The organism is Microbulbifer sp. CNSA002, from assembly GCF_047324085.1.
Lineage (GTDB): Bacteria > Pseudomonadota > Gammaproteobacteria > Pseudomonadales > Cellvibrionaceae > Microbulbifer.
Map to the genome: position 1 here is coordinate 3,172,303 of NZ_CP172449.1, position 16,090 is coordinate 3,188,392.

The following is a 16,090-nucleotide window of genomic DNA, read 5'->3' on the forward strand; positions in this document are numbered from 1 at the left end:
GTAACAGATAATTTGCTCAATATTCTTATCAATGTCATCCAGCCGTTTTAGATTACTGAGCGGAAGTAAGTCTGATATATTGTCAGCTGTCAAACGTTGCATTTCACCTTCTGTTTCCAAGTAAAAATAGCCTAGCCTAGAATCCCCCCTGAGCTAGCGTCTTCTATTAACGGATCTTCTGCAGTATGCATAAAAACTATAGATGCACCCATTTTCTCCAAGTTCTTCTTCAACGATAATAAGGAATATGGAGCCTCAAACCATTCCAGCCATAAATAATTTTTCTCTCACCAATTTATCAGGTGGAAATAAAAGCTCAACTAATTGAAAAATCCGCTTCCAGCCCGGCTTCACATCTTCAGAAAATGCTGGGCGACCTTTTGATGGTAATAGTGAACTCAGAGCTTCGATGATTTTATCATCGTCCGCATGCAGCAAAAAAGTAATAGCTAAGCTCATTCTTCCTGATCGCTTATTACGTTTTCCAAAGCTTCAGCTAATAGTGAAGGGGCATCATCAGCTTTAGCTACGGCAATTAACTTCCGTTTAAGCTCCAATCGATATGGACTTAACTCCGTATCATCGAGCCGCAACAAAACTTTGTACATATCCGACAAGGAATTTTTGTGAACAGGCGCCTTGACTAAATCGTGCAAGTCGCAATAGCGCACGCAATCCATAAAATAATCAAAGGTAAAACAACTGTAACTCCATTTATACTTAAATTCATCAGCAACTTCCCAGACTCGAGTAAAACCAACCATAAACCCCAATGGACTAACGGTAATCGCTCTTTGCTGAGAATTTTTCAGCATAAAATAATCTTTATTGAATAGAGCCTCAGCCACCATTTTTACCATTTTATCCCGCTCAGGAAAGCCATCCAGACAACCTGAAACATAACGTGCAGCACCATGCTGTTGTTCGCGTGCATAGCGTTTTGTAACGGCCTCACTCCAAAACTTTTTCGCCTGATCAACTGTTTCAAATGGCATGTAAGCAATACGATGCTTGAACTCAAACTTAATTATTTCACGCTCACCAGTATCTTCATCCTCTAAAAAACTGACTGGCTCCTTGCCAAACACATAAAACTCTCCTAAGTACTTGTTCAGCGGAGAGCCTCCCGCCACTTCAACATAGCGACGCCAATTTTCTTTACGCTTTTCTATCCATTGTGGGTCATCGGTTTTCCATAAATACTGGAACTGACCATAAACTTCACAGTCTTTTTGATAACTATGACCATAACCTGGCTTCACCCCATCATCTCCTCAAACATTTCTGAACACTCATCAAACATAAAGTATAAACCGCCAACACCATCGAAAAAAGAGTGTAAACCCACAAAATACTGGACATTAATCCAGCAAATGCGTGGACAATCAATGGCCCTACCGCGAAGCATCCAAATATCTCTTGATGAAACACCATATTACCATTGCATATCCCGCTGGGTGCACCGAGCATTCCTTTGTGGTCGGGATACTGTACCTGGAAAAGATTATGATTATCGGCGTGAGTGGATTGAAAACCGTATGTATAAGTTAGCTGAAGTTTTTCCCTGGATATTGCCACCTATGCCGTAATGAGTAATTACTTCCGCGTGGTATTCTATATTGACAAAAAATCTGCTGATAAGTGGTCTCTTTTCTAGGTGATTGATCGCTGGCAAAAGCAATTCATCGCCACTATTGCTAGCAACGTTGCTAACAACTTTCTATAATCTATGGATGCCCAGAATTGTATTAATCCCACTTCATTAAAATAGCTATTTATACTTAGCTCAACTCAATATCAATAGAAAATTGGTAGTCTTGTCCCGCACCAGGATATATTGCCATTTTGGCAAAATTTTCGCTCAAATTATCTACCCAAACTCTTAATTTTTCCTCTGCATCAGAGGGTAAGGCGTCCCTATCCACAACAACTTTAATCTTACCTTTATGGGATTTATCTGGGGTCATTAAAGGAACCCCCGAAGGTTCACCATAGGTATAGGCATATTCTGCTATTAAAACTGCGCCTAGTCGCCTTAGGTCATCTATAGAATTACAACTAATTTTAACTAAGTAGACCCTTTCACCTAATGAATCTTCCGTGACAAGCAATGAACTAGCCAGTTGTTTTTCAGTGTCAATACGACCACCAAAACAATCCTTTTCTACAACAAGTAATCCACTCCTAGCAAATTTTAATGTTGGATGATCCAATCGTAACTGGATACAAATATTCTCATCAGTCTCATAAGGGAGGCCAGCCAAACAAAATTTACAATCATTAGGTAGCTTTCCAATTGATATTAGCCTATCGGCAGCCAAACTATATCTATACAGTATTCGCGTTTTATTTGAACCGACTAAAATATCATTTCCATTTGGAAAAACAATTATCTCATTACCCAGACCCAACTCTATTGACTGTATAAACTCTCCGGTTATTCCATTCAAGACAATGATGTTGCCATTAAGAACCAAGAAATATTTATCCCCTTCCATAAAGGAAAATTCTGGCTCACCCTGATAAGTATATTCCCACACCACTTCGCCTCTATTGCGCGACAAAGCTATTACCTGACCTATATCTTCACCATATACTAACCCTCTATTAACAACCACTAGGTCATCAATGAAATACAGCCCAGACAACTTTCCAACATTTAAAGTTCTATAATCTCTATTAGAAAATAGGTCGACCGACCATTTCATTTCAAGCTTCAAATCAAAAGCTAATAAGCACCGCCCCTCGGTTGTAAAAATAATATTGCCATCTGTTGAAGCACCTATATACCCCCCCTTTATTTTCAAGCAGTCGTCATCTTCCAAATTCAAGACTGCGAGGTATTTTTCCCTCCAAGACCTGTAAATAACACCCGCATACAGACCTTTAATAGATATTGGATTATGAACTAGCAATTCATTTTTAAGGTCTACTTTCCCATCTTGAAGAAGGTGAATTTCGCCTGATTTTGACTTAACTATAATTTCATCTTCAACATAGCTCCAATTATCTAAAGTTGCCGTGGAATTTATATACTGAACAGAGTGCCCACAAACCTCATATATTGCAAAACAGTCCTCGGTAAGAAATGAGGAACCTTTTTTAAAGAACTTACCAAGATCTCCGTAAAACCAAAATATATTCATATTAATCAAAACTCTATCGGTCTTTAACTTTAAAAATCATGAGCAGTTATTGACACCCACACATATAAAGTATAAACCGCCAACGTCATTGGCAAAAGAGTTTCAACCTAAAGATCTATGGATATTAATCCGTATTTATCTACGTACAATTGATATCTCTATCGCGAAGCACCCAGATATTTCCTGATTCAACGCTCTACTTTCATTGCATATCCTTCTATGTACAGCGAACAGCCCTTTGCGCTCGGGATACTGTATCCAGGAAAGATTACCAGCATCGCCGCGAGCGGATTGAAAATCGTATGTATAATTTATCTGAGATTTTTGCCCTGGACCTTGCCGCCTATGCAGTAATGAGCAATCACTACCATGTAGTACTCTACATTGACAAAAAATCTGCCGATAAGTTAGAGGTGATTGATCGCCGGCAAAAAATATTCACGACCTCTAATTTGGCCCAACGCTATCTAAACGGTGATGCTCTTGATCCCTGCAAGCTTAAGGCACTAAAAACGTCGCTTCGATATGGCGACAACGCTTAACGAATGTCAGCTGGTTTATGCGCTGTTTAAATGAGTCTATCGCTCGCCAAGCTAACGCTGAAGACAAGTGCTCGGGGCGCTTCTGAGAATGACCTTTTAAATCCCAAGCTTTATAGGATGAAAAGGCCCTTGCCGCCTGTATGGCCTATGTAGTCCTCAACCTCATCCGCGCTAATATGGCAAAAACCCCTGAAGATTCTGATCACACTTCCATTCAGCAGCGTATTCGTGCATCAATCTTGGACGAGCAGCCCAAAGAGCTACTGCCACTTGTAGGCGGTGAGCGACTGAATATGCCTAAAGGACTTCCTTTTCGACTGGATCACTATTTAGATCTAGTCGATTAGAGCGGGCGGTATCTAAACTCCAGTAAGCTCGGAGCCATTGCTGAAAATATTCCTCCCATACTCGAGCGACTGGGTACTCCACCAAGGCACTGGCTTTATCTTAATCGTAATTTTGAAAGCCGCTTTAAACGTTCGGCAGGGTCTGCTGAGGCCGTACGACACGCTTGCAGGTGACTCAATAAACTGGGTACGCAGCATAGGCGATTCTCAGCTATACCTTTCTGCAACACCCTGCTAACTCCCTTCTATTCTCTCGATACTACTTTCCATACTCACCCATAACCACTGTTTTCTAAGCCCAAGAAAAGATCTTCATTCCGCACTTCACCTTAACTATAAAGCAGAAAGAAATAACTATTAAAACTAGCGACTCCCCTCAATCTATGGGCATCCAGAATTGTGTTATTACGGGAAAAATCGTTGGTTAGTTCGGGATGGCTATATGCCGACCACCCCTGATAATTCTAGCTGGTAAAACTAACCTCAACCTGTAAGTCCTTTGGCTCACCATTGGCATAAGCTTTATTCACAAGCTTTGCGTCATTGGCAATTTCATACAAAGAGGCCTCTAACGCTTTTTTCTGCTCGGCATCCAGAGCATCACAATTTTTAAATACTATTTCTATCTGACCGCCAAAATTTTCACTATAAGTTTGATTCTCATCGCCTGCCACATATTGTACTGCATGGCAAGTAATAGCATCTTCTAAAATAGCCAAACTCTGACGAATAATAGTAACGTAATCATGACTGGCATCAATGGAAAACGACAATATAAATAGCTGTTCACCTTCTGGATAGCGTTCCTGCTCATTATAGATGGGATGCTCTATTTCAAGCTCAAAATCATCGCTACTTAAGAAAGACGCCTTAGTAAAAGGGACAAAATATGCTTTCTTTAACAAAGGATTCCCAGTAGATGCATTACATCGCAATGCCAAACATTCATTTGATTCAGTAATAATCAGGGGGTAAAAACCATTTTGAACCACCTTCTTTTTCTTCAAAAGATCTAAAGAGTTCACATCGTATAAATATAAGTGAGGGTCTGATTCAAACCCAACATAAAAACAGTTATCAGACATCAAATACGCCGAAATTCTTCCCGGCAACTCAACACACTCTATATCTCCACTCAAATGATTCCAAACTAAAATTCTTCCGTTCGAAAAAATAAAATACTTATTACCAACCTTATAAACTGAAAAAGTATTAGAGCCGATATCCTCATATTCAAATTTTATTTTGAATGTGCGCAAATCAAGAACCTTTAGATCGTGTCTCGCCCCCAGATTACTGAAAAATAGATAAGAATCGATTGCAGTGTCACCAGAAGGAATTCCTGAATCATCATACTCAAGTGACGCCAATTCATTAAGCGTATTATCATATTTAACAAACGCTTTTCTTTTTCCGAGCCTAAAAACTAAGTCTCCTTCGGTCTCACAGATAAAAGACGCTCGCCTCTCCGTAAATTGGCGAGACTCCCCACTCAACCTTGAAATGATATCAAAAGACCAAAGACCTAGACTCACAATTTCATAGTTTTTAGTTGTTGTGGTACTTAACGAAGCCTTAAAAGCTTCATCCTCAACCTTAGATAGCTCGCTGTGATTATAGGTGTACCACTCACCCTCCACTGAAACCAGCCAAGCATCCTTATCTCTAGGATCAAGCTGTATAGAATTAAAATATCGATTGAATTCGATAAGCCTAAATTCGTTAAAATCTCCAAGCCATTCGATGTAAGGTTTCAATCCATCTATAAGAATACGATTATCATTTCCTACCGGCCTGATCCAAAATGCCCCCGGGATTAGAAATGTATTTACAACCGCCATAAGTGACTATCCTTTATTCAATGGCTTTAGCGCTAGCTATTATTTTCTCTAAGAATTCGGGGATCATTTTTATGGACACCCATCAGGCAGAAAGTATAAACTGCCAATCACATTAACAAAAGATCGCAAACCTACAGAATACTAGATATTCATTAAGAATTTTACGGGTACAATCGATACACTTCCCTCGAAGCACTCAGACATCTCTTGACGCAGCCTATTATTGCCACTGCGTATCTCACCATGTACGGCGAGCATTACTTTGTGACCGGGATACTAGATTTGGGATAGATTTCAAGTATCAGCCCGACTGTACTGCAAGCCATATAAGCTGATTGAAGCTTTTTCCTTAGACCTTTACCTCCATGTCAAGCGAAGCAATCACTTCTCAAACTAATACACAAAGCGATTGCCTCTATTACACGCATCAATATTTTGAACCTGCTATTGTTTAGTCCCAGTAAGGAGCAAACTCCGGGTTGGCGATACGTTCACCAGCCTCTAAAGCACTAATTTTCCGCATATCTTCATCTGTTAACGTGATCTTAAGTGCTTCCAAGTTTGCATCCAGGTTCTTGCGTTTTGTTGAGGAAGGTATAGTTACAAGCCCTTGTTTCAATTGCCACGCAATGGCAATTTGAGCTGGGGTTGCGTTGTAGCGCTCTGCAATTTTTAATAGCACATCATCAGACATAACTTTTCCCACCGCTAACGGCATATAATCCGTTACCGTAATACCTCTCTTCTTGCAATGCTCAATAACCGCAGTATTTTGCAAGTACGGGTGTACTTCAATTTGATTGGTGTAGATCTTGCCTTCACCCAGAATATCAATAGCGTTGTCAAGCTGTTTGATTGTGAAGTTTGAGACACCGATGTGCTTGGTAAGCCCTTTTTGTTGACACTGGGCTAATAACTTAAGATAGGTTTCCATGGAGGCCCTCCCATCTTTTTCTGGCCAGTGAATTAACAGCAGATCGACCGATTCAACCTTTAATTTTTTGAGGCTAACTTCTACGCTGCTTATGAATGCTTCTTGCGTTAAATTATCTAGCCATACTTTTGTAGTAAGGAACAATTCTTCACGGGTTATTCCACTTTTCTTTATGGCGATTCCAACCTCAGACTCATTGCCATAGATTTGTGCGGTATCAATATGGCGGTATCCCGCTTCAAGTGCCTGTTTAACTGACTCGATTGCGACATCACCTTCTAAGCGGAAGGTACCCATTCCCAAACTTGGTAATTCACTCATAGTACTTCTCTCTTAATGATATTTAACAGATTGTCTTTCATATTTAATAAATTGGCTTACGCCATTTTTAAATGACTATATTTATCCAGTGACCCAGATAGTCGGGTAAGCATCAGTGCCAAAATCATGATTGAGCCTCCGACCCAAGATGTATCCATGAGTGACATATCCTCAATGATGAGGCCACCCAAGAGTGAACCTAGTGCAATGCCAATGTTAAAAGCTGCAATATTGAGCCCTGATGCTACATCCACTGCATGTGGCGTATATTTTTGGGCGAGCTGCACAACATAAACTTGCAGCCCTGGGACATTGTCAAATGCAAACGCGCCCCAAATTAGAATTGTCAATACCGACGTGATGGGATTGGCTGCAGTGAATGTAAAAATAAACAAGATAAAAGCGAGTGCGGAAAATATAATGGATAGCGCCCGAATAGGCCCTAAGTTATCTGCAAGTTTGCCACCCAAAATATTACCAACTGCTACCGAAAAGCCATAGACCAGCATTATTAATCCGATAGCACCGGTCTCAAACCCAGAAACCTGCTCTAAGATTGGAGCTAAAAATGTAAATACGGTAAAAGTACCGCCATAGCCAACGGCAGTCATTGCGTACACTAAAAGTTGGGTTAACACACTGAGCTGCTGAGATAACCGTGCTGGCGGCGACTGTTTGAGATTATTGGGCACCAAAAGCGCACTGCCAATTAATGCAAGCACCCCCAACCCCGCTACCGCAATGAAGGTTGCTCGCCAGCCAAAATGCTGGCCGATCCATGTACCTAAGGGTACACCAGTCACAAGTGCAACCGTCAGCCCGGTAAACATAATGGCGATGGCACTAGCTTCTTTGTCTTTACTCACCAGCCCTGTGGCGATAGTCGAGCCAATTGAAAAGAAAACACCATGAGCGAGACCCGTCAAAATACGCGCCGTAATCAGCGAGCTATAACTGGGTGCCATCCATGCCAAAAGATTCCCAAGCACGAACAACGACATCAGAGCCAACAGCACATGCTTCCGCGGCCAACGGCCGGTTAAGGCCGTTAACACCGGCGCGCCCACGGCGACTCCAACAGCGTGCAAGCTGACCAACAATCCAGCTGACGGTAATGAAATACTCAAATCTTGAGCAATGATGGGCACCAATCCTACTATCACGAATTCGGTGGTCCCGATCGCAAAAGCACTCAGCGTGAGTGCCAACAATGCAATAGGCATACTCTTCTCCCGGAGCAATGAGGTTGCGCCGGAGTATGTGGGCTGATAATTTTATTAAAAACCGCAACACTATCAAATCACCTTTGCAAATATGGCAATAATCTCGCGTACCGAAGATCTAGAAATTTTCCTGGCAACCATTGACTCTGGTAGCTTGTCCGCAGCCGCGCGCGCCCTGGATATTCAGGTTGCACGGGTATCCAGGGCCTTGAGCCGCCTCGAGTCAGAACTAGACTGTACCCTGCTAAATCGGACCACACGCAAACTCGAGTTAACAGAGGAGGGGCGCCTCTTCAGCGACAGGGTGAGGCAAGGGCTGCGATGTTTAAGCCAAGCGGAAGACACCCTGAAAGAACTGAAGGAGCAGCCGTCAGGGCGGCTACGGGTGGATGCGGTGACGCCGTTTATGATTCACCAATTAGTGCCACTACTACCTGAATTTCAACAAGCCTATCCACACATAGAATTAGAGCTTGTCAGCAATGAGAGCATTATTGATCTCATTGAGCGTCGAACCGACGTTGCGGTTCGAATTGGCCCCTTAAAAGACTCCAACTTGCATGCGCGTTTTTTAGGGCGAAGCCCTTTATCCATTGTCGCCAGCCGGCAATATCTGGAGCGCTACGGCTCCCCTAACAATATTAATGAATTAACCAACCACAGGATCATCGGCTTTACTCAATCCACACATCTTAATAGTTGGCCTATCGGAAAAGGCGTTGACATAAAACCGAATATCAGTAGCAGCAACGGAGAGCTAATTCGACAAATGTGCCTGCAAGGGGAAGGCCTGGCATTATTATCGCATTTCATGATTAAGAAAGATTTAAAAACAAAGAAGCTAGTAGAAATACTACCTGGGAGTGTATCCAAGCAGAACCAGCGGGAACTCGTCAACGCCGTTTTCTATCGCAACACAGCCCTATCTTCTCGTATTCGTGCTTTTTTAGACTTTATTGAACCGCGCTTAACACTTGCATAGAAAACCGATGAAAATGCAACACCAATACACTCAAACCACAACGGCAAAAAGACCTAATCATGCACTTTTAAATATCCTGAAAAATCAGCCTGCCTCACTTTATTTTATTAGTCACTGAAACCACTATCCTTAAAAGCAAGGCCAAATTTGATAACCAAACACAAAACCAGCTTAACAAGCTTTGGTTATTCTATTCTCTACTAAACTGGTCCCTGCCATCCCTCAATCCACCTCAAGGCACCCTTCAATGGCGAGCATACGTTTCGGAGTTGTTGGCACAGGCAATATTGCTGACTTTACCTCCCAAGCCATCAGCCAAGCAGACAGCGCCAGTCTTTCCTCCGTCGCAAGCAGGCGGCACACACGGGCCAAAGAGTTCGCCCGCGAACACGGAATTCCCAATGTCTACCCGGATTGGAGGTCGCTGGTAGAGGCGGAAGATTCGGATGCCATTTACGTGGCTAGCCCCACCACCAGCCGCGAGGAAATCTGCCTCGCGGCACTGGCCAACCATAAGCATCTTCTCTGTGAGAAACCTTTTCTCAATACTGCCTCGGTCGACAAAGTTGCCGCTCGGGCTCAGTCTGAAGGGTTGGCATTTATGGATGCCACACATTTCACCCACCACCCCCGCACGGCCAAAATCATTCAGCAACAAAAAAAGAATCTGGGCCCAGTTAACAGAATTCACAGCGCCTTTTTTGTCTCGATGATGGACCGCAACAATATTCGCTTCGATTCACACAAAGAACCCACTGGCGCAATCGGGGATATCGGCTGGTACAACATGCGTGCAATCGTCGAATATATGCACCCCACAGGAGCAATAAAGACAATTTCAGGAGCGATAAAGCGGGACTCACAAACAGGGACCATTATTAGCGGTGCAGGCCTGATTGAATTTGCCAGCGGGCAGACTTCAACTTTTGAGTTCGGATATGACTCAGGCGTTTGGCAAATGGACCTGGATATTCTGGGAGAAAGCGGCCTGATCCAGCTAGACGACTTTGTACTCGACTGGAGAGACAGCGCTGCCTTTTACAATCCTGAATATACGCCAGAATTTGTGGTTCGCAGGGGGCAGGCATCGCCAGATAAGTTCGAACACCAACAAGTGCCAATAGAGCGATCGCAGGCGGTACAGATGATCGAAGACTTCTGCAGCTTAACAACCCCAGATAATCAAGTTGATCGTATCCAGGCTATAGAGAGGGCCCACGCAACCCAGTCATTGATCGACCAGTACTGTCAGGCAGTTGGCGTAGCTGTCTAGCTATCGCCACCAACGCGCGGTATTGAATCAGATATGGAGGATAACGTGCCGAGCCCCGTGGTGATGGCGGTGCTCCCAAAGGTAAATCCCCTGCCAGGTACCCAGCATCAAGCGCCCCTTTTGCACTGGAATGGACAAGCTGGTCGCGGTAAGGCTGCATTTGATATGGGCCGGCATATCATCTGGCCCTTCAAGGGTATGGGTATAAAGCGAGTCATTTTCCGGCACCAGTCGATTGAGCCAGTTCTCAAGGTCACGGCGCGCACTGGGGTCGGCATTCTCCTGGATCAGTAAGCTTGCAGAGGTGTGCTGTATGAAAAGTGTACACAACCCCTCATCGAGAGCCTGCTTACTGACCCAATCAACTACACTGCCGGTAAACTCGTGAAGCCCCTGCCCATGAACCGGAATTTTTATCTCACCTATTGCCATACGGTTTCCTATATAATTCGCGCCCGCTTTTTGTACTGACACCGCATTGTAATATGGCACTGTACCGCGTTAATACTGACGACTACCCACAACAGCTTCAAGACAAGGCCGAGCGCCTGCAAGAGGCTTACAGCAAGTTCACTGACCTGGAGCCGGAACTCTTCCCCTCCCCACCCATTCACTACCGCCTGCGCGCCGAATTCAAGGTGTGGCATGAGGGAGGTGTAGCCAATTACGCCATGTACCGCCAGGGTGAGTACAAGAAGCCCTTTATCATCGATGAGTTTACCGTCGGCTCTGAGCTGATGAACCAGTTGATGCCGAAGGTGCTGGCTGCTGTCAATAATAGCGAAGTCCTACGCAAACGCCTGTTCTCCGCCGAGTTTCTTACCACGCTGAATGGTGATGCGCTGATTACGCTGATCTACCACAAGAAACTGGATGAGACCTGGGAGGAGGAAACCAAAGCACTCCAGGCACAGCTGGGATTCCCGATTTTGGGGCGCTCACGCAAGCAAAAAGTGGTTTTGGAGCGTGACTTCGTTACCGAGAAACTGGATATCGATGGGAAAACTTACCAGTACAAACAGGTAGAAGGCAGCTTTACCCAACCCAATGGAGAGATCTGTCGTTCCATGATCCAGTGGGCGAGAAGTGCCTGCGGAGATAGTGATAGCGATCTGCTGGAGCTCTACTGTGGCAATGGCAATTTCACCATCCCGCTCAGTGAGAAATTCCGCAAGGTCCTGGCCACTGAAATCTCCAAGGTATCGGTAAATTCCGCCCAGGAGAATATCGCCAACAACCAGATCACCAATCTGGATATCGTACGCCTGTCCAGTGAAGAGTTTACCCAGGCCATTGATAAGGTACGCCCCTTTCGCCGCCTTAAGGATATAGATCTGGATAGCTACGATTTCTCCACCGTCCTGGTTGATCCTCCCCGAGCGGGCTTGGATGAAGACACCTGTGCGATGGTCGCCCACTTCCCGAGAATCCTGTATATCTCCTGCAATCCGGAAACCCAATTGGAAAACCTGGAGTCGCTGACCAAAACCCATCGCATTGAACGATTTGCTCTGTTTGATCAGTTCCCTTATACAGATCATACGGAAACCGGGTTATTGCTAGTGAGGAAGTAGTGCCTCACTAGCTGAAGTCCTCCAGCATTCTGATCCTATTGAACGCTGGAGGCCTTCCTAAGTCCATTTATAAAATCACCATAAAGATTCAAAGCTCAGCAATACAAGTAGCTTTTAAAAACTATACTCATTTCTCGATATTATCTGAGCCGAAGAGATTTCAACTTACTTTCCAAACGATGAGCACCATTAAATAATCTACACACCCTGCTCAAGTCATTGCTGTATTAATCAATAGCTAAAACCAACCACTCCAGTAAGCTTGGACTTTTTATAAGAATCAGGCTCGACGTAGCGATGATCAATGTTCGATAACCACTCATAAAAAAGTAAGGCCCACCTTTCAATATACATAATACCTTCACGTATAAAAAATGAATTATCGAGACTTAGAGCGTGACACCTAGTGTTGGTGAGCTTGTTAATTAATAAAAAACACCCATGGGAATAAAGGTAATTGTGGGTAGAAAACTAAATACCAATCTTTAAATAACTATTTTTAGCCGTGTCAAATCTTACACAAGACTAAAGATTAACTTTTTAACGCACTCAGCATCACAACTGACACACGATATCAATCTATAAGCCAGACCTATTAAATAAACCAATCTAAATCACGGACATAAGGTGAACCCTGTCGTATTCATCATGCGAAGTAAAACAGGAAGCTGAGAACAAGTTCATATCGCTTTCCTTCTTAACTTAAATTCATCCCCTCTGGGCGCAGCATAACGATGCACATAAAAAATATAACTATTATGTCGCCCTACAAATCAAGCTAGAAAATTCATTCCCAACATTAGCCAAGAGCAATCATTACCAAAAAACAGCAGCACATACAAACAAAAGGACACACACTAAAAATAATAGTTAAATTATTTTTACCCCGAACCAAGCACACTTAACAAGAATTTTGAAATTCTCCTTTTAAATTAAAGAAAAAGTTCATTTCATCACTATTACTATATATAGCTGTTGATAAAACGAGAAATATATGGATCCGTATTTCAAGAAAACAATCAATCCACTGGCAAAAATCTATTTAACAGCATTTTTCGCCTTATTCATAATGGTATTGTCCGGATGTGGTGGTGGAGGCGGGGATAATAGCTCTGATGAAGACCCCACAGAAGCTACCCCCAACTCTCAGGGCAACGGCTCCAGTGATGAAACACCGACTTCAAGCGATGACCCGGATGAGTCCGACGAAGAGACACCAAATTCAAACAGTGATCCAGCTGAGTCCGATAAAGAGGTTGGACAAAATATTGCAGGTAGTGGAACTATTTCTTCCAGTTCTGGCAACGGGGTCCTTGCCATTGATGACTTAAGAAGGACACTTTGGGAAAGTGGTGATACTGCCAGCACATCAAGCCTCACCCTTGACCTTAAATCTACACACTTGCTCAGCAAAGTGGTCATAGACTGGGGCGATCACAACGCAAAATCTTACGAGGTACTGGGCTCAAGCGACGGCACAACATGGACCACCCTGGCAACAGCTGATTCAGGAGAATATGGCCAACGCATTGATTCTCACCTAATTGGTGGAGAGTATCGCTATGTCCAGCTAAACGGAACTGAACTCAGTGAGGGGAGTTCGCAATATAGTTTGTGGGAACTGATGGTTTTTGATCGTGCGGCAGAGGAAATTAATCAAACCGTGCCCATAGAATATACCCCTCTATTTGATACTGAGCAGCCAGGAGAAGAGTCCCAACACTGGTATATTCAGGAAGATGGCACCATTGTAACACTGGCAAGTGGCCGAGCACGTCTGCGACATGAATCCGAGGATAGTTTTTACGAGTTCCCGACCTTCTACTTTGAACACAGAACCTTTGGCATAGAGATTCACGACCATACGCCCGCCGGTGAGAACCTGATTGAGATCTTTTACTCTGCCGAATACGCGCTTTATCGGCCACCCGAATGCCGCTCCTCTTATTCAAATGAACACCGCGCTGACTTTAATAGCAACGCCAGATTTGATGAAACCCCTTTCCGGGAAGCTGATGAAGATGGGAGAGGCCAAGTCTGGGTATGTCGTATCACCTACGATGCTCACGATGGTGATGACGGGCAGCTGGAAGTCGGCGAATGGATGGAGGTGGAGTTTCAGCAATTCATTGGCATTGAGGAGGGCGATGAGAATGTCAGTGGGCAGACAGTTTACTACACAGACACCTACCGCATTCTCCTGGGCCAACCCGGTATTCATATGGTTGCAGACCTGGAAACTGAGACCGCTGTTGAAAGTGCCGGTGAAGCAACCGCAGCATACATCAGGGCTACTGACCCGGTACCCGCTTCAGAAGTCATTTCAGTAAATACTGACGATAATACTCTTACCTACTATGCAGGCAGCGATGGTAAATGGGCAACGGCTTCCGACGCTGATGCCGTTGAAGTCACCTACCCAATACTGGATGGTATTGATGTCTATGATACTTACATCGTGGATAGCGGAATCGCCGACTGGACAGCCTATTTCAGAGAAGCCCTCAACATCCAGTGGGAGACGCACAACGAGTTTCTAGATGGTCGCAGGATATTCCACACTCGGTTTAATACCGGAGAGCACGAGGAACTCGGGAACCCAGACTTCAACCATATGGCAAACCTATCAGCAGGCTTAACCATTGAGCAATCATGTCTGGCGTGCCATATCAATAACGGCCGGGGCCCGGCCCCCTCAGAGGCTAGTGTTCCCAATTCGATGGTCTTTAAGCTGTCGTCCGGTGCAATAACCCAAGCAGGACAACCCCTGCCAAACCACTACTTTGGCCCTGTCCTCCAAACCCATTCACTCAATAGTGACATAGCCCCAGAAGGATCTATTCAAGTCACCTATAGCCCCATTCAAGGTAGCTATGCCAATGGGGATAGCTACACCCTACAGTCCCCCACTTATGTAGTAACAACCAATGAAGGTGAAAACACATCCGCTGATTACTTTTCGCCACGTATGCCACAAAACATCACTGGCTTGGGCTTACTTGAGGCGGTTGACGAAACAGAAATCCTTGAGTGGCACGACCCTAACGATTCCAATAGCGATGGTATCTCTGGGCGAGTATCACTGGTCGATACGGGCTCAACACCTCTTCCCCAGGTAGGACGCTTTGGCTGGAAGGCTACCCAACCGAGCTTGCGCAGCTTCTCAGCAGATGCGTTGAACAATGATATTGGCGTGAACACAGCACTGGAACCCAATGCAAACTGTGGTATCGAACAGCTGGAATGTAAAAAGCACAGTAATCACAACGAAGAGCTCACTGATTCTCACCTGGACGACCTAACTACTTATCTTCAGGCACTGGGCGCACCGCCCAGAAATCCCGATTTAATCAATGAATCCATCGTGGCTCAGGGTGAAGCTCTATTTGAATCGATCAACTGCTCATCCTGTCACCGGCCAGAGATGAACACCAATCACGCTCACCCTCTTGAGGAGTTGAGAGGCAAGGTCATTCGCCCCTATACAGACTTACTCCTGCATGATATGGGCGAAGGTTTGGCAGACAACTTGACGATTAGCGCGGAGTACAACCGCGAGTGGAGAACGCCTCCCTTATGGGGATTGGGTGTTAATAGCGCAGTGAATGGTCACAGTAATTTGTTGCATGATGGTCGCGCCCGGTCTATTGAAGAAGCCATTCTCTGGCACGGGGGAGAAGCTGCTGAGAGCCAACAGAACTATATTGATCTGTCGGCTTCAGAGCGAAACTCGCTACTCAAGTTCTTACAGTCGCTGTAAACCATAACCTAACCAATCACAAGGGTATCCAGCTAAGGTCATAGCTTGCTGGATACCTTTCTGGTGGAGATATACGTTATTGTTCACTGGAAAAATTCAAAGCTTTTACAGAAACGTCCATCCGCAAATAACGTGCTCTATTTTTAT

General features: G+C 44.3%; 13 protein-coding genes. 6 read left to right on the forward strand and 7 right to left on the reverse strand.

Going from position 1 to position 16,090, the window contains the following annotated elements:
* Positions 1-255: 255 nt before the first annotated feature.
* The 3 genes from ACG1BZ_RS14110 to ACG1BZ_RS14120 form a co-directional block, all read right to left on the reverse strand.
* Positions 256-459, reverse strand: a complete 204-nt coding sequence (locus tag ACG1BZ_RS14110) for a hypothetical protein (RefSeq protein WP_413662373.1) — start codon at positions 457-459, stop codon at positions 256-258.
* Positions 456-1,262, reverse strand: a complete 807-nt coding sequence (locus tag ACG1BZ_RS14115) for a hypothetical protein (RefSeq protein ID WP_413662374.1) — start codon at positions 1,260-1,262, stop codon at positions 456-458. The genes ACG1BZ_RS14110 and ACG1BZ_RS14115 overlap by 4 nt, the downstream gene beginning before the upstream one ends.
* Positions 1,263-1,781: 519 nt before the next feature.
* Complete coding sequence (locus ACG1BZ_RS14120) at positions 1,782-3,146, reverse strand: hypothetical protein (RefSeq protein WP_413662375.1); 1,365 nt, start codon at positions 3,144-3,146, stop codon at positions 1,782-1,784.
* 302 nt (positions 3,147-3,448) lie between these two features.
* On the opposite strand from ACG1BZ_RS14120, the gene ACG1BZ_RS14125 reads away from it, so the two are divergent.
* Positions 3,449-3,688, forward strand: coding sequence for a hypothetical protein (locus ACG1BZ_RS14125; RefSeq protein WP_413662376.1), 240 nt, complete (start codon positions 3,449-3,451; stop codon positions 3,686-3,688).
* 140 nt (positions 3,689-3,828) lie between these two features.
* Entirely contained in the window at positions 3,829-4,035 is a 207-nt protein-coding gene (locus ACG1BZ_RS14130; protein ID WP_413662377.1) for a hypothetical protein, read from the forward strand.
* Between the two features lie 464 nt (positions 4,036-4,499).
* Here ACG1BZ_RS14130 and ACG1BZ_RS14135 read toward each other — a convergent pair whose 3' ends face one another.
* The 3 genes from ACG1BZ_RS14135 to ACG1BZ_RS14145 form a co-directional block, all read right to left on the reverse strand.
* The gene (locus ACG1BZ_RS14135) at positions 4,500-5,876 is read right to left on the reverse strand and encodes a hypothetical protein (protein WP_413662378.1); all 1,377 of its coding nucleotides are present in this window, start codon (positions 5,874-5,876) and stop codon (positions 4,500-4,502) included.
* Between the two features lie 451 nt (positions 5,877-6,327).
* Positions 6,328-7,131: a 2,5-didehydrogluconate reductase DkgB gene (dkgB, locus tag ACG1BZ_RS14140; RefSeq protein WP_413662379.1), complete on the reverse strand. Its 804-nt coding sequence runs from the start codon at positions 7,129-7,131 to the stop codon at positions 6,328-6,330.
* 56 nt (positions 7,132-7,187) lie between these two features.
* Entirely contained in the window at positions 7,188-8,354 is a 1,167-nt protein-coding gene (locus tag ACG1BZ_RS14145; protein ID WP_413662380.1) for an MFS transporter, read from the reverse strand.
* A 91-nt stretch (positions 8,355-8,445) separates the two neighbouring features.
* Here ACG1BZ_RS14145 and ACG1BZ_RS14150 point away from each other — a divergent pair, with 91 nt between their 5' ends.
* A complete protein-coding gene (locus tag ACG1BZ_RS14150) occupies positions 8,446-9,336 on the forward strand; it encodes a LysR family transcriptional regulator (protein WP_413662381.1) in 891 nt (296 codons plus the stop codon).
* A 247-nt stretch (positions 9,337-9,583) separates the two neighbouring features.
* Positions 9,584-10,609 carry a Gfo/Idh/MocA family protein gene (locus ACG1BZ_RS14155; protein WP_413662382.1) on the forward strand — a complete coding sequence of 342 codons (1,026 nt, stop codon included), beginning with the start codon at positions 9,584-9,586 and terminating at the stop codon, positions 10,607-10,609.
* A 27-nt stretch (positions 10,610-10,636) separates the two neighbouring features.
* Here ACG1BZ_RS14155 and ACG1BZ_RS14160 read toward each other — a convergent pair whose 3' ends face one another.
* Positions 10,637-11,041 (reverse strand): secondary thiamine-phosphate synthase enzyme YjbQ, encoded by a 405-nt coding sequence (locus ACG1BZ_RS14160; protein WP_413662383.1) that lies wholly within the window; start codon positions 11,039-11,041, stop codon positions 10,637-10,639.
* Between the two features lie 53 nt (positions 11,042-11,094).
* On the opposite strand from ACG1BZ_RS14160, the gene trmA reads away from it, so the two are divergent.
* A complete protein-coding gene (gene trmA, locus ACG1BZ_RS14165; RefSeq protein WP_413662384.1) occupies positions 11,095-12,183 on the forward strand; it encodes a tRNA (uridine(54)-C5)-methyltransferase TrmA in 1,089 nt (362 codons plus the stop codon).
* A gap of 994 nt (positions 12,184-13,177) precedes the next feature.
* Positions 13,178-15,943, forward strand: a complete 2,766-nt coding sequence (locus tag ACG1BZ_RS14170; protein WP_413662385.1) for a di-heme oxidoredictase family protein — start codon at positions 13,178-13,180, stop codon at positions 15,941-15,943.
* Positions 15,944-16,090 lie beyond the last annotated feature (147 nt).

Excerpts from the sequence above, each read along its gene's own strand:
- ACG1BZ_RS14110 (WP_413662373.1), bottom strand. The coding sequence starts at position 459 with ATGAGCTTAGCTATTACTTTTTTGCTGCATGCGGACGATGATAAAATC.
- ACG1BZ_RS14120 (WP_413662375.1), bottom strand. The coding sequence starts at position 3,146 with ATGAATATATTTTGGTTTTACGGAGATCTTGGTAAGTTCTTTAAAAAA.
- ACG1BZ_RS14125 (WP_413662376.1), top strand. The coding sequence starts at position 3,449 with ATGTATAATTTATCTGAGATTTTTGCCCTGGACCTTGCCGCCTATGCA.
- ACG1BZ_RS14130 (WP_413662377.1), top strand. The coding sequence starts at position 3,829 with ATGGCCTATGTAGTCCTCAACCTCATCCGCGCTAATATGGCAAAAACC.
- ACG1BZ_RS14135 (WP_413662378.1), bottom strand. The coding sequence starts at position 5,876 with ATGGCGGTTGTAAATACATTTCTAATCCCGGGGGCATTTTGGATCAGG.
- dkgB (WP_413662379.1), bottom strand. The coding sequence starts at position 7,131 with ATGAGTGAATTACCAAGTTTGGGAATGGGTACCTTCCGCTTAGAAGGT.
- ACG1BZ_RS14145 (WP_413662380.1), bottom strand. The coding sequence starts at position 8,354 with ATGCCTATTGCATTGTTGGCACTCACGCTGAGTGCTTTTGCGATCGGG.
- ACG1BZ_RS14150 (WP_413662381.1), top strand. The coding sequence starts at position 8,446 with ATGGCAATAATCTCGCGTACCGAAGATCTAGAAATTTTCCTGGCAACC.
- ACG1BZ_RS14155 (WP_413662382.1), top strand. The coding sequence starts at position 9,584 with ATGGCGAGCATACGTTTCGGAGTTGTTGGCACAGGCAATATTGCTGAC.
- ACG1BZ_RS14160 (WP_413662383.1), bottom strand. The coding sequence starts at position 11,041 with ATGGCAATAGGTGAGATAAAAATTCCGGTTCATGGGCAGGGGCTTCAC.
- trmA (WP_413662384.1), top strand. The coding sequence starts at position 11,095 with ATGGCACTGTACCGCGTTAATACTGACGACTACCCACAACAGCTTCAA.
- ACG1BZ_RS14170 (WP_413662385.1), top strand. The coding sequence starts at position 13,178 with ATGGATCCGTATTTCAAGAAAACAATCAATCCACTGGCAAAAATCTAT.